The following is a 13,226-nucleotide window of genomic DNA, read 5'->3' as shown; positions in this document are numbered from 1 at the left end:
AGCCTATGCCGTCATTAAAAGAGATTAAAACTCGCATAGCCAGCGTTAACAGTACCCGTAAGATTACGAGTGCGATGAAGATGGTGGCTTCCAGTAAGTTGCATCATGCTCAGGTAGCTATCCAGAATATGCTGCCTTATGGAAATATGTTGGAACATATCCTCAAGAGTTTCCTGGTAAGTACTCCGAATGTCGACCATCCGTTGCAGTTGGAGCACAAGGAGACCAAGCGTGTAGCTCTTGTGGTATACAGTTCTAACAGCAGCTTGTGTGGTGGATTCAATTCCAACGTTATCAAGATGATGATGCATGCGGTGGACGAGTATAAGGCTCAAGGCATTGACGACATCACGGTATATCCTATCGGACGAAAAGTGGCAGAGAAGGCACAGAAACTGGGTTTGAAGATTGGCGGTAACTTTAATGATCTTGCCGATCATCCTCGTGCCAGCGCCTGTGCAGATATCGCCTATTCACTTGCCAGGCAGTATGCTGCTGGTGAGCTCGATAAGGTGGAGATGATTTATCATCACTTTAAGAGTGCCGGTTCACAGATTCTGACCCGCAAGACTTTCTTGCCTATTGACCTCAGCACTGAGGCGATAGGAGTGGATAACGATCGTGACCTTACCTCTAATGTGGCTACGGCAAAGGCTCAGGAATATCTGCGCCAAAAGCAGGCTGAAGCTGACGGACGCCAGAGTTCTGAGGCAAAACCTCTGAATGATGACTTCATTGTAGAGCCAGACTTGGAGACTGTTTTGGGAGTCTTGATTCCTAAGCAGCTTCGTCTGATGATTTATACAGCGTTGCTGGATAGCCAGGCGAGTGAGCATGCTGCCAGAATGGTGGCCATGCAGACCGCTACGGATAATGCCGATGAACTCTTGCGCGAACTCAACTTGCAGTACAACAAGAGTCGTCAACAGGCCATTACCAATGAATTGCTTGATATTGTGGGAGGTAGCGTAAACAACTAAGTTTCCTTCCATCTGTATAATGTTTAATCGGGGTAAATCACTTATTGAAAGAGATTTACCCCGATTTTATGTTTTGTATGCAAATAAAATAGTGAAATTAACTAATATTAAGAAAGTGGCTCAAAAAACTAATTTTATCTAAAATTGCGCTAACATTCTTTCATTTTTTTTTTTTTTGTTAACTTTGCGGCGCATTTGAGAACTAAACCAGAAAATATGAGGCTTAGTTACCCAAATGGGATTGCGGGTACAGCATCGCCTGGATCAGGGTTGCTCCGAACGACAGAAGCTTTATGAGAAGTATACTGTCTCAATCTCCTTGCTGCTTGTGACGACTCGTTTCGACATAAGGGGGAAGAGAAAATGTGTCTGTATAAGAATACTTAAAATGAAAGAATGGACAATTCAATAAAAGATATCAATCATTCTCTAAGCATACAAGCCGAGACTCTTGGCGAACCAGCCGAGACAGAGGCATCATGGTATGCCATGCGCGTGTTCATGAACAAAGTGGCGCTTTGCCGAGACTTGTTCAACCTGTTCAACAACGCGCTTAAGGATCCTGACCAGATGAAAAACACATTCCCCGAAGACATGATGGGCGATGTGATGGAATATTACGCCCCTTTCGTAAAAGAGAGACATGTAAACAGCCAAGGCAAGAAGATTGTGGTGGAGCGCCCACTCATACCCTCGCTTTTCTTCATGCGCAGCAACAAGCGACAGGCGCTATGCCTGGAGCGGGAACTGTGTGGCAAGGCAAGGCTATATCGCCAGCTGGTGGACTTCGACCCACAGCCCATCGCCATTCCCAAGCGACAGATGCAGATGTTCATGATGGTATCGTCGGGCGATCAGGAGGGGCTGGAATATTTCGAGGATGGAGCCTTCAACTGGAAGAAAGGTGAACGTGTCAGGGTCATCGACGGCAGGTTCAAAGGTCTGGAGGGCGAAATCAAGCGCATCAATGGCGACCATCGCCTCATCGTGTCGATAGACGGGGTCTGTGCTGTCGCCACCACCTATATACCAAGATGTTTTCTAGAAAAAATATAAAATCATATGAAATATCGTAATTCATTGCTTTCTGGAGCTTTTTGTACGGGACTTCTTGTCCTGTCAGCTTGTGGAGCCCCACAACAAATAGCTTATTTCCAGGATTTTAACCAAAATCCTGACACGCTAATCAATCTGAAAAGTGCGGTGATCACCGCCAAGCCAACAGATAAACTCTACATCGGCGTGAAGAGCAAGGATCCACAGATCTCACAGCTCTTCAACCTTACGGGAACCGCCACCACGTCGACCGTCGCCAAGGATGCCTATTATTATACGGTAGACAGCAAGGGCAATATCGATTTCCCTGTGTTGGGAACCGTTCATGTGGCAAACCTGTCGCGTGAGCAGGTGGCTGAGAAAATCAAGAAAGCGTTGATAGACGCAAGCCTGGTCAAGGACCCTGTGGTTACCGTGGGCTTGAGCAATCTCCATTACTCCGTGATGGGAGAGGTAAACCATCCTGGACAGTTTGCCATCGAAGACGAGAAGGTTACCATCCTCGATGCCATCAGCAATGCCGGCGACCTGACCATCACCGGTGTGCGCGACGACGTGATGGTGCTTCGTCAGGAAAACGGCCATCAGAAGATTTATAAGATCAACCTCTGCTCGGGCAAGGATGTGTTCAGCTCGCCTGTATATTACCTGCAGCAGAACGACGTGGTGTATGTTTCGCCTAACGATACCAAGAAGCGTACTTCTACCGTCAATGGAAACACCATCCAGTCTACGGGCTTCTGGCTGAGCGTATCTTCACTCGCCGTTGCCATCCTCACCTTCCTCAAGGTTAATTAATAATTGATAATTAATAGTTTATAGTTTATAAATTATAGATGATACAGAATTCAAATCCGGCGAATAATCAGGGTGCTCCAAATCCGATGCTTCGCCGCAACCAGGGGGATGATTTCCTCCGCCTGCAAGACCTCTTTTATCTCTGTTTAGCCAGATGGAAATGGTTCGTGCTCTCCCTGTTCGTTACGATGGGAGCAGCCGGCTATTATCTGCTCTCTACACCGAATGTATACCAGCGCACGGCTTCCCTGCTTATCAAGGATGAAAGCAAAGGTAGTTCCATCAATAATGATGTGGAGTCGATGTTCTCTGATATGGGATTGGGAGGCACCAAGTCGAACGTTAATAACGAACTCATTGCCATCAAGTCGCCTTCCGTTCTTCTGGAAGTAGGAAAGCAGCTGAAACTCAATGTAGATTACGCTGTTGACGGACGATTCCACCGCAATGTGCTCTATGGCAACGACCTCCCTGTCACCGTGCAGTTCCTCACCATCGGCGAAGAACACTATGGTTCGATGACCGTTTACCTGAAGGGCGGAGATAAGTTTGAACTCACTGATTTCAAGGGTACCTCTTCTAATGGAACTCCTGTGGAGACCAACAAGACCGTCACAGGTAAGTTGGGCAAACTGGTTCAGACTCCATTGGGTAAGGTGAAGCTGGAGGCTGCACCGTCATACGCTGCCTTTATCAAGGGTGGCGATGCACCGGCACTCTACGTAAGCCATACCGACCTCTATTCCATGACCAATCGCATCTTGGGCTCGCTCACGGTGGGATTGAACGAGGAGAAGACTACTATCGTAAATCTTACCTATACGGATGTACAGACCAAGCGTGCCGAGGATATCCTCAACACCATCATCGCCGTATACCGCAAGAACTGGCTCGACGACAAGAACCAGATGACCGTTTCCACCTCCCGTTTCATCACCGAGCGCCTCGGCGTTATCGAGCATGAGCTGGGCGATGTGGATAAGGATATCTCTTCCTTCAAGAGTGCCAACCTGTTGCCTGATGTAGAGACTGCAGCTCAGCAGTATATGCAGAAGAGCAGCGATTTGAGCAAGCAGATCATGGATCTCAACTCACGCCTCTCCATCGCACAGTATATCCGCAGCAGTCTCGTAGGCAGAGTGAGCAAGAACCAGGTGTTGCCATCCAATACCGGTATCGACAGTCCGGGCATCGAACAGCAGATTGCTGAATACAATAAGACCCTGTTGGAGCGCAACAACATTGTGGCAAACTCCAGCGAACAGAACCCATTGGTTGCCGATTACGACCAGAACCTGAATGCCATGCGCAGAAGTATTACGGCAAGTATCGACAACTTCGTGGTAACCCTCCGCACCCAGCTGGGCACCCTGCAGGCTAACGAGGCGCATACCACCTCGCAGATTGCCAGCAACCCTAACCAGGCTAAGTATCTGCAGACCGTAGGCCGTCAGCAGAAGGTAAAGGAGGCGCTCTATCTCTTCCTCCTCCAGAAGCGTGAGGAAAACGAGCTCTCCAAGGCTTTTACCGCCTATAACACCCGTGTTATCACTCCTCCTACAGGCAGCAACCTGCCTGTGGCTCCTGTGCGCCGCAACATCCTGCTGGTGGCATTCGCACTGGGCTTCCTCATCCCTGTGGTCATCATCTTCGTGCGTGAAAACATGAACACCACCGTGCGTGGCCGCAAGGATCTGAAGAACGTAACCATCCCATTCCTGGGCGAGATTCCGTTCTATATCAGCCGCAAGAATCGTCCAACCCTGAAGCAGCTCATTCTGTTCTGGAAGAAGCCGAAGGAGGTGCGTCAGATTGTGGTGAAGGCTGGCAAGCGCGACATCGTGAACGAGGCATTCCGCGTATTGCGTACCAACTTCGAGTTCACCATCGGAGCGCATCCTGAAAAGAACGTCATCGTCATCACTTCCTTTAATCCGGGTTCCGGCAAGAGCTATCTGGCTACCAACATCGCCATGTCGCTCGCTATCAAGGAGAAGAAGGTGCTCGTCATCGACGGTGACCTCCGCCATGGTTCCACCTCTATGCTCGTAGGCAATCCTGCCGAGGGCTTGAGTGATTACCTCAATGGCAGAACCGACGACCTGAAGGGCATCATCTGCCATGGTGAGGAGAACGGACTGGTGAAGGATTTCGACATCCTGCCTATCGGTACCATGCCTCCAAACCCAACGGAGCTTCTCTTCAGCGAACGTTTGGAATCGCTTATCAATCAGCTCCGTAAGGAGTATGACTATATCTTCATCGACTGTCCTCCTGTAGAGATTGTAGCCGATACCCAGATTATCGAGAAATATGCCGACCGCACCATCTTCGTGGTTCGCAGCGGCTTGATGGAGCGCAGCATGCTGGGCGACATCGAGCAGTTCTACAAGGACAAGAAATTCAAGAATATGTCGCTCATTCTGAACGGAACCAAGGCTCAGGGCGGCCGCTACGGCCACTACTATCGCTATGGCTACCACTATGGCTATGGCTACGGCTACCACTACGGCTCCGACAAGAATGGGGGTGCAAAAATAGGAAAGTAGAAAATTGGATGAAAGAATAGAAAAATATGTATATATTCCGTGAGGCGTTCCGTTGGATTTGCAATCCGACGGCAAGCAAGAAAGCACCATCAGAGAGACTCCCCGGCGGCATCGACTGGCACTGCCACATCCTGCCCGGCGTGGACGACGGATTTCAAGAGGTAAAGAAGTCGTTGGAAATGTTGTGCTTTTACGAAGGCGCAGGCATGAGGGATGTCTGGCTTACGCCTCATATTATGGAAGACGTACCCAACGAGACCACCCATTTGCGCCAAGTATTTGCCGACTTCCAGAAACAATATCAGCAGGACTTCGCCGAGCGAAACCCTGCTGACAGAAAAATGCTCCGGCTGCATCTCGCAGCCGAAAATATGCTAGATGCGCTCTTCGAAAAGCGCCTGAAGGCAAACGACCTGTTGCCGCTGGGCGAGGATGGCAAGCTCCTGTTGGTGGAGACGAGCATCTTCTCTGCCCCGATGAATTTTCATGCCCTCCTGGAGCGCATCAAGAACAAGGGCTACACGCCCGTGCTTGCCCATCCTGAGCGCTACCTCTATATGGAGAAGCGCGATTACGAGAAGCTCAAGTTGATGGGCATCAAGTTTCAGCGAAATGCGTTCTCGATAGATGGGCAGTATGGCAAGAAGGTGCAGAAACGATGCAAGTGGCTCATGAAGCACGATATGTACGACATGGTGGGCTCCGACATGCACCGCCTCGGCATCTTCAGGCAATACTGGTAGAATTAGAACTTAAGGTTAAGGTTTGATTACTGGGAATTTACTGGCAGCTCTGTACGCAGAATGCGCTAGCTACGGCGGTAAGTACGGTGATGATGAAATTGATCACCTTCTTGATGGTTTCTTTCTTCATAGTTCAAATTAAAAATTCAACATTCAACATTCAACATTAAGCATTAAAGTGGAAATTTTTTCGCTGCATCGAAGCAAGGGCATGCCTTCGGGGTGGTGCCCGGCAAGTCACGATGACCCACTATCTTAGCCTGTGGGAACGTGATCTTGAGCTTGCGCAGCAGATTCCACATTGCGTCATACTGGGCGCGGGTAAGGGTGTCGGCAGGACGCCCCTCGTCATCCAGCCCGCCCTCGTAGCAGATGCCGATGGAGCAGCGGTTGTATGGGCGGGCATGTGAGCCCACCTCCAGCAGCTTTCTGAACTGCGTGATGCTTCCGTCCTTGTGGACATAGAAGTGGTAGCCCACGGTGCGGAATCCACGCTTCTTGTGGTCGCGCATCAGTTGCTTGTCGGTGTAGTTACGGTCGGCACGTGTTGCCGAGCAATGGATTACGAGAAAATGGACGCTCAGAGGTGAGTCCATCATCTCGCCGTTCTCTGTGTAGGCGAGCAGGTGATGCTCATTGAGCACCTCCTTGCCGCCAATCGTCATCGGAAATCGATCTTGTGTCATTTTCGGTCAATATATTTAAAAAAACATGTTAAGGGGATTTGCAATCCCCGTTAAGAGATAACGGGGATATGCTATCCCGGTTACTCAAGTCCATCGCCTTCCGAACCGCTGCCTGGGTTAGTGGTAGAGCCAGATTCGCTCTTGCCTGTATCTCCCGATGGCGTAGTTGTTTCGGTGTCGGTGGTGGTCGAAGACTTCTTTTTCTTAGCACCATACTTCTTCAAGTTGGCGTCGAGGTTGAGATTCACAGAGCGGAAGTCGCCCGTGGCGCGGGCTTTCATTCTTACTCCTTCGATGTTCTTAGATACGGTGAAGTCGTCGGCGTTCTCTGCACCCATCTTGTTCTTGATGCTGATGTAGAAGATGGCGAGGTTGTCGAGCTTTACATTCTTGCCCATGAGCAGGAGCTCCTTGATGTGGGTCACGGCATCGATGAGGATGCCCTTGATGGTCCCGGCTGAGAATGGAGAGTTGTGACCATGCATGTGGTCGGCGAGCTCATCGAGATCTACAGTTTCACTAATGTGGGGCTTGGCGTAGTATTTGCCGTAAGCCTTCTCATTCTTCTTGTTGTTGTTCTTCTTTAAATCGTACTCAATCATAAGGCTAATAAATTGTTTTATGGTTCGTGTTTCATGTATTAAAGCGCTGCGCAGTGCTTGTTTCTTGTTTACGGTTGCAAAGATACGACTTTCAGAAGAGGCTTCTGTACGATAGGGGTGAGATAGGGATACGATGGGGCATAAAACTGGAAAACTCAGTATTATGGCTCGCCCAGATACTCATAGATGAGCAGCGTCTGGCGCATGGTGAAGGTCTTCGCCAACCGTTCGTAGCCCTCTCTTCGCAAGGCTTCAAGCAGAGGCGGGCAGTGGTTTACCATTCGCATCAGGTGGTTAAGTGCCACGTGTTTCGACTGCTCCGGAAAGTAGAGCTTGGCAAGCTCGAATTTTTTGTATATCTTGATTTTCATATAGTTTTGACTTTTATGAATCGCGGTAATAATACTTAGCGTTTCTCTTGATGATACTTAGCGTTGCTGGCAATGCTGGTTAGCACTTGCCAGAACGTTGTTTACTGTTGGTCAGAACCATTCTGGCTATCCGTAGCTACGGCTCTGTACGGTTTCAGGTACGTTTCTGCGCATTCGTTTGGACTGCAGATCGCCTCGGTGTTGATTTCTCCCGGATTCTTCTCTATCACGAGCCATCCGTTGCCTTTGGCGCGGTGTACCTTCTTGAATCCCAGTCGCTGCATCACGGCGCTCAGATTCTGGTGACTCATGTTGCGGCTCAGGGCGGGACTTCCGCCTATGCGCTCCATGATTTCCGATGAATAGCGGAACTTTACATATTGAGGGGCGGTGTCTGATTTCGGTACCTTGTAGAAGCGCAGTATCTGGTCTTCCATGAAGTTGGAAACCATGAACATGCCGTTGTGCTCCCTCATCACGTCGATGTCGACGGTGGTGAGCCAGTATACCCATCCCTCTTCCTGGTTCTTCACCCGATTGGTTACCTCTTGTCCCAGAGCTACAGCCTGGGCATAGACGTGCTGGTAGTCGATGGGGGTCTCCCTAGGACTCTCGATGTTGTCTACGAACCAGGGCGAGTAGCGGCGGTTCTCCTCGTCGGTGATGATCTGTATGCTGTTGCTGGTGCCACAGAGGGCACCACGGTGCAGCAGTTCCGAACGATACTTGTCGTAGGGGCGGCGGATGGAGAACACCAGCTTGGTGACGTTGCTCTTAAGGGCGCTCAGCCCCTTGCCGAAGGTAGACTCCAGCTCGTCGAGGCATATCAGTGCCTTGCTTGAGAAAGCCTCCATGAAGTCCTTGTCGGTATAGTTGGCGGTTGACTCGTTGATGAAGTACTGGCGCAGGCATGGTGGCAGGATATAATAGAAGAATGTGGTTTTGTTGATGCCACCCCTCCCGATGAATATCAGGATGGTCTGGCTCACCACTCTCGGTGAAACCCATGCCACCACCATCGATACGAGCCATTTCTTGAAGAAGTATCTGAACTCTTCCTGCGAGTGGTGGTAGCCAGGGCAATAGTTGATGGTTACCCGGTTGGCAAGCTCGTCGATGTAGTCGGTCTTTCCGTCCCATTTTGGCAGACTCCTGAGATATTCGTCGAAGGGATCCCAAGGTTCGCTGAAGTCACTGTTGATGATGGCGTGCAGCTTGATGGCGCTCACTTCGAGTCCCATCTCGTCCATCTGGGTCCAGATGGTGTTCTCTATGTTGTCGTCGATGCGGGTCCACTTATGGTATTTGCCTTTGATTATATCGCGACTCAGCACCTCGTGAAATCCCGTCACCTCATTGTGGTGGAACTCGTATCTCATCGAGAGCCACTGCTTGATTACCTTGACGGTCGGCTTACCCGAGAAGCCCTCGCCTTTGCGGTAGAAGTGCCAGGTGCCTAGTTTCTCGGTGTGCTTGTAGCATGATTTCATCACGCTGTCAGCATCGGGATAGTCGGAACTGAAGTTGCTCTTGGCGTAGGTCATTGCCTCTTCCTTGTCTATGCCATAGCGCACGCACACCTTGCCGAAGTGGAGCACATACTCGTTGTGGGCACCGCTCTCAAACTTGTAGCCCCACGTGTCGAGTAGGTTCAGTATGTGCTGCGCTGCCTCGTCCATCGAGGGAACCCCCTTGCCCAGTGCCACCATCTTCTGGCTGTTTCGCTTGCGCTTGCTGGCACGTTTGGCATATTTCGCCTCGTTGGCCTTCTTGGTGTAGAGCGCCTTCAGGTCGTGGGTGTCCAGGCCGAAAGCCTCTGCGTCCCAATGGAAGTAGGCGGTAGGGTCGTGTGCGAGTCCGCACATCCGGGTGATGTCTACGCATTGCTCGTCGGCAGGCACGCCTAGCAACTTACTGTAATAGCTCATCGCCTTGCGTATGATCACATCGAAAAGTTCCAGTGCGGTCACCTCGTCGTCATCTATGGGCAGGTATCTGGAGATGATGCGCAGGCCCCGTTGGCTCACGGTGATGAACCTCATCATGGTATGAGGGTCGGCGTCCGCCTTCTGTACGACCTCCTTCATCTTTTCTGCAGGAATCTTGTCGATATCCACGGCAATCATCTGGGTGGTCTTCACCACGTTGCGCAGTTCCTTGCCCCGTCCGTCCATGAGCACGGAGGTAGTGATGCCTGGCATCATCACCTTGGTTTGATGAGCGAGCTCGCTGCTGATGCGCATGTTCTTGCGGTAGTCTTCGGTACGAGCCTGGGTCATGGCGTCGAGGGTGATGATTCGCTGCAGTTCATCAAGACTGATGAGTTGTCTGCTTTCGCTGGAGGCGATAGCATAGAAGAAAGATGGTAATACCATTTCTTGTCTTTGTTTTTGTTCTGTTATTGTCATTTTTAAGCAAATAATTATAAGTTGTTTTAAAATTGAATCATATAGATTCCGCTGCAAAGCTAAGCATAAAATTTGGCATTGAAATCAAAAAGTTCCGATTTTGGAACATAACATAAATTTATTTAAAATGTAACCATCTACTTCTCCATATTGCCCGCTAAAAAATAAGTATTACCTTTGCTGCCGATTAAAAAATGGTAACAAATGGAAAATAAGAAGAAAGCAAAAGTTGATTACGCAGCCATCATTCGTGAGTTCGAGATGTATGGTCGTGGTCGTTCTCTCAAACAATTTTGTGATGACAGTAGTTATGTTTATCCTAATGTGCTTCGATACTATCGTAAGTGTTTTTGGAATAGCAAGTCTAAGTTGGCAGCTTCTCCTAATGGTGACAAGTCTCTTGTTCCCTTGGAGATTGAGTCGGCAGCAAGTGTCAACTCAGCTTCTTCAAGTGTGGACTCTTGCAAGCCAGAAGAACCGACCATGCCTGTGGCTGCTCCTTCTATCCCGACATACAGTATCGTCTCGATGCACATATCGTTCAGCAATGGGATGGAGTTGTCACTTTGCGAGACAAGTGTAAATGAGATTACAGCTTTGTTGCACAAAATAGTTGGCTGAAATGATATCCTTTACAAGTAGACAGAAGTACTATTTTTATTCTGGTCCTATGGATATGCGTAAGGATATCGATACGCTCACAGAAGTAGTTCGTAGCCAAATGGGGCTTGATCCTTATATCGAGGAATCGGTTTTTATATTTATGTCGAAGAATCTTCGTACAATGAAGATTCTCTATCGTGGTCGCCGCCGCTTTGAATTGACAAAAATCCGCTTGGATGATGAAAAATTCTTTTTGCCTGTATTCGACGAACAGCGTTCCTGCTACAAAATTTGCTGGAGCGACTTCGTTACGCTTACAGAGGGTGTTCAAGTCACTAAAATGCAGATAAAAGAAGATGTTGTTTGATGGCTCAACTATCTGATTATTAGTATTTTAGTTATAAAAAATATTCGAAAAAACTTGCATATGTCAGAAAAAAGTAGTACCTTTGTAGGCATGAATGACGAAATGAAGTTACGTTTTGCTTATGCTGAGATAGCTCGTCTCAAGGATGAGATGGCAACAGCGAATCGTGGGCAGGTAGATTTGATAGCTCACGATCAAGCCTTGCGTGCCGATTTCGAACGTCAGCGTGAGGAGGATCGCCAGTTCTTCAAGGCTCAGCAGGACAATATGAAGGATTTCTATATGCAGCAGATGAAGGAACAGGCTGAGCGCCATAAGGAGGAACTTAAGCATCTGCGAGAGGAGAACCTGGAAAATGTAAAGCGTATTATGAAGGATAGCGCCAACCACCAGAAGGCATCGGATAACTTGATAGCTTCCTTGAATGAGAAGATTACAAAGCTCACTTCGATGCTTGAAAAGTCTTCGCTCTCTGCATCGGAGGCACAATGGCTGGCCCGTTATCGCCAGCGCCAACGGTTCAAGCGTAATGCTGAGCAAAAGAATTTGCTGAAGTCTGGCAAAGAGGTTACGAGAGAAGAAGAAAAGTCTGATTGGCCTGAAGATTCCAATGATGACGTTCCATCTACTCCGTCTTCTGCATCAGGTGACCAGACTCCTGCAAAAAAGAAGAAAAAAGCATTGGACAAGCGTTCTACTCGCACAGATTATCAGAAGAACAAGCCATATACGACTGCTCCTATCTATCATATGCTTCATGAGTATTTTACCCTTCCTGAAGGAGGACACTTTGTGAAACGCGATGGGGAAGTGGAGACTTGGTGGTATCGTGAGTTGATTCGTATTCCTGAGCATTACGAAGAGCATTTCTACGAGGTGGCAAGCTATTATGTTCCTGGGCATGGAGGTGGAGTCACTCGTCCTAATACCCGCTTGATTAAAGGTGTTTCCTTTGACTTGGAACTGATAACTTATGTTCTTACCGAGCATTTCGCTTACAATACTCCATTTACGAGAATTGTAGAGAAGCTATCTCATATGGGATTGAATATGAACGAGAAAACCTTGGGAGTCATCGTACATAAGATAATCTCTTATATCCGCAAGGAAATGAAAGATGTCTGGGAGGCGACTATCAAGAAGACTCACAATTGGATGATTGATGAGACCTCAGGTCTTGTTGGTGTGAAGACAGATGAAGGTGTCCGTAAATACTTGAAGCGTTATTTTTGGGGAATCAAGGCTAATGTTCAGAAGCTCGTGTGGTTTATATACGAGCATGGGAGTCGTGGCCTCAAGGCAATCCGTCAGTTCTTGGACAACTTTATCGGCTTCTTTACTACTGACGGTTATGTAGTATATAAGGTGTATGACGATGATGAACTTCATCCTGATCAACATCGTTCAGCATGCCTGACACATATAAGGCGAAAGTTCGTAGAGTCCTTGGAAGAGAATCATTCCTTGTCTATGTGGTTTATCGATGAGATAGGTAGACTATTTGGAATCGAGCATGACTGCAAGAAGGCAGGTTTAACAGCCGACCAGGTTCTTGTGGAAAGGCTTCAAAGGAGCAAGCCTATCATGGACCGAATCAAAGAGAAGTTTGAGCGATTTGCTAGATCGAATTACAAAGGCTTGGGCGCTTTGACAAAGAAGGCTCTTAAATATATCAAGACTGAATGGTCGGCAATGCAAACCATTTTGCAGGATGGCAACCTTGAGTTGTCTAACAACCTGGCAGAACAAATGATGAGACACATCAAGCTGAATCTTAAAAACTGTCTGAACATCGGCAGTGAAGATTCTGCGCTTGACTATGCCTTCATGTTTTCTGTCATAGAAAGCTGTAATATGAACAAGTTATCTCCTGGGTGTTACATCAAGGAGCTAGTTAGTCGTCTTACTGCCAAGCCTGTTTGTACAGCAGAAAAAGTGGCACTTTTGCCTTGCTTTATGCAAAAATAAATGTTAAATCCAATCATTTTTTATTTTTAACATCTCTTGAATCGCCTTTACATAAAGGTGGTTCAGAGGGTGTATGGAAATATAGATGGTTACAT

The 13,226-nt window shown here is 48.2% G+C and carries 13 protein-coding genes; 8 read left to right on the top strand and 5 right to left on the bottom strand.

Annotation, left to right across the window (positions count from 1 at the left end; all coding sequences use genetic code 11):
* Positions 1 to 5 precede the first annotated feature (5 nt).
* From KUA48_RS13135 to KUA48_RS13115, 5 genes are all read left to right on the top strand, one after another.
* Positions 6 to 980 (top strand): F0F1 ATP synthase subunit gamma, encoded by a 975-nt coding sequence (locus KUA48_RS13135; RefSeq protein ID WP_118151856.1) that lies wholly within the window; start codon positions 6 to 8, stop codon positions 978 to 980.
* Between the two features lie 396 nt (positions 981 to 1,376).
* Entirely contained in the window at positions 1,377 to 2,036 is a 660-nt protein-coding gene (locus tag KUA48_RS13130) for a UpxY family transcription antiterminator (protein WP_118079071.1), read from the top strand.
* A gap of 6 nt (positions 2,037 to 2,042) precedes the next feature.
* A complete protein-coding gene (locus KUA48_RS13125) occupies positions 2,043 to 2,834 on the top strand; it encodes a polysaccharide biosynthesis/export family protein (RefSeq protein WP_153079232.1) in 792 nt (263 codons plus the stop codon).
* 38 nt (positions 2,835 to 2,872) lie between these two features.
* Positions 2,873 to 5,383: a GumC family protein gene (locus tag KUA48_RS13120; RefSeq protein WP_371833716.1), complete on the top strand. Its 2,511-nt coding sequence runs from the start codon at positions 2,873 to 2,875 to the stop codon at positions 5,381 to 5,383.
* A gap of 26 nt (positions 5,384 to 5,409) precedes the next feature.
* Entirely contained in the window at positions 5,410 to 6,126 is a 717-nt protein-coding gene (locus KUA48_RS13115; RefSeq protein WP_220431512.1) for a tyrosine-protein phosphatase, read from the top strand.
* Positions 6,127 to 6,163: 37 nt separating this feature from the next.
* Here KUA48_RS13115 and KUA48_RS13110 read toward each other — a convergent pair whose 3' ends face one another.
* The 5 genes from KUA48_RS13110 to KUA48_RS13090 all read right to left on the bottom strand — a co-directional run bounded on the left by KUA48_RS13110 (position 6,164) and on the right by KUA48_RS13090 (position 10,160).
* Complete coding sequence (locus KUA48_RS13110; RefSeq protein WP_153073356.1) at positions 6,164 to 6,256, bottom strand: smalltalk protein; 93 nt, start codon at positions 6,254 to 6,256, stop codon at positions 6,164 to 6,166.
* 43 nt (positions 6,257 to 6,299) lie between these two features.
* Complete coding sequence (locus tag KUA48_RS13105) at positions 6,300 to 6,812, bottom strand: N-acetylmuramoyl-L-alanine amidase (RefSeq protein ID WP_218431799.1); 513 nt, start codon at positions 6,810 to 6,812, stop codon at positions 6,300 to 6,302.
* Positions 6,813 to 6,892: 80 nt separating this feature from the next.
* On the bottom strand, positions 6,893 to 7,414 hold the full coding sequence (locus KUA48_RS13100) for a DNA-binding protein (protein ID WP_153073358.1): 522 nt from the start codon (positions 7,412 to 7,414) through the stop codon (positions 6,893 to 6,895).
* 161 nt (positions 7,415 to 7,575) lie between these two features.
* Complete coding sequence (locus tag KUA48_RS13095) at positions 7,576 to 7,785, bottom strand: DUF4248 domain-containing protein (RefSeq protein WP_117692838.1); 210 nt, start codon at positions 7,783 to 7,785, stop codon at positions 7,576 to 7,578.
* Between the two features lie 101 nt (positions 7,786 to 7,886).
* Positions 7,887 to 10,160 carry a BT4734/BF3469 family protein gene (locus KUA48_RS13090; protein ID WP_194252841.1) on the bottom strand — a complete coding sequence of 758 codons (2,274 nt, stop codon included), beginning with the start codon at positions 10,158 to 10,160 and terminating at the stop codon, positions 7,887 to 7,889.
* 237 nt (positions 10,161 to 10,397) lie between these two features.
* On the opposite strand from KUA48_RS13090, the gene KUA48_RS13085 reads away from it, so the two are divergent.
* From KUA48_RS13085 to KUA48_RS13075, 3 genes are read left to right on the top strand one after another with little or no spacing between them, the layout of a single operon-like run.
* Positions 10,398 to 10,814: a hypothetical protein gene (locus tag KUA48_RS13085; protein ID WP_119230129.1), complete on the top strand. Its 417-nt coding sequence runs from the start codon at positions 10,398 to 10,400 to the stop codon at positions 10,812 to 10,814.
* Between the two features lies 1 nt (position 10,815).
* Positions 10,816 to 11,163 carry an IS66 family insertion sequence element accessory protein TnpB gene (gene tnpB, locus KUA48_RS13080; protein WP_256624524.1) on the top strand — a complete coding sequence of 116 codons (348 nt, stop codon included), beginning with the start codon at positions 10,816 to 10,818 and terminating at the stop codon, positions 11,161 to 11,163.
* 60 nt (positions 11,164 to 11,223) lie between these two features.
* On the top strand, positions 11,224 to 13,131 hold the full coding sequence (locus KUA48_RS13075) for an IS66 family transposase (protein WP_218433790.1): 1,908 nt from the start codon (positions 11,224 to 11,226) through the stop codon (positions 13,129 to 13,131).
* The last annotated feature ends 95 nt before the right edge of the window (positions 13,132 to 13,226 follow it).

The organism is Segatella copri (genome assembly GCF_019249795.2).
Taxonomy (GTDB): domain Bacteria; phylum Bacteroidota; class Bacteroidia; order Bacteroidales; family Bacteroidaceae; genus Prevotella; species Prevotella copri_B.
The sequence above is the reverse complement of the archived record's forward strand: the minus strand, read 5'-3'. Positions and strand labels throughout refer to the sequence as shown.

Excerpts from the sequence above, each read along its gene's own strand:
- KUA48_RS13135 (WP_118151856.1), top strand. The coding sequence starts at position 6 with ATGCCGTCATTAAAAGAGATTAAAACTCGCATAGCCAGCGTTAACAGT.
- KUA48_RS13130 (WP_118079071.1), top strand. The coding sequence starts at position 1,377 with ATGGACAATTCAATAAAAGATATCAATCATTCTCTAAGCATACAAGCC.
- KUA48_RS13125 (WP_153079232.1), top strand. The coding sequence starts at position 2,043 with ATGAAATATCGTAATTCATTGCTTTCTGGAGCTTTTTGTACGGGACTT.
- KUA48_RS13120 (WP_371833716.1), top strand. The coding sequence starts at position 2,873 with ATGATACAGAATTCAAATCCGGCGAATAATCAGGGTGCTCCAAATCCG.
- KUA48_RS13115 (WP_220431512.1), top strand. The coding sequence starts at position 5,410 with ATGTATATATTCCGTGAGGCGTTCCGTTGGATTTGCAATCCGACGGCA.
- KUA48_RS13110 (WP_153073356.1), bottom strand. The coding sequence starts at position 6,256 with ATGAAGAAAGAAACCATCAAGAAGGTGATCAATTTCATCATCACCGTA.
- KUA48_RS13105 (WP_218431799.1), bottom strand. The coding sequence starts at position 6,812 with ATGACACAAGATCGATTTCCGATGACGATTGGCGGCAAGGAGGTGCTC.
- KUA48_RS13100 (WP_153073358.1), bottom strand. The coding sequence starts at position 7,414 with ATGATTGAGTACGATTTAAAGAAGAACAACAACAAGAAGAATGAGAAG.
- KUA48_RS13095 (WP_117692838.1), bottom strand. The coding sequence starts at position 7,785 with ATGAAAATCAAGATATACAAAAAATTCGAGCTTGCCAAGCTCTACTTT.
- KUA48_RS13090 (WP_194252841.1), bottom strand. The coding sequence starts at position 10,160 with ATGGTATTACCATCTTTCTTCTATGCTATCGCCTCCAGCGAAAGCAGA.
- KUA48_RS13085 (WP_119230129.1), top strand. The coding sequence starts at position 10,398 with ATGGAAAATAAGAAGAAAGCAAAAGTTGATTACGCAGCCATCATTCGT.
- tnpB (WP_256624524.1), top strand. The coding sequence starts at position 10,816 with ATGATATCCTTTACAAGTAGACAGAAGTACTATTTTTATTCTGGTCCT.
- KUA48_RS13075 (WP_218433790.1), top strand. The coding sequence starts at position 11,224 with ATGTCAGAAAAAAGTAGTACCTTTGTAGGCATGAATGACGAAATGAAG.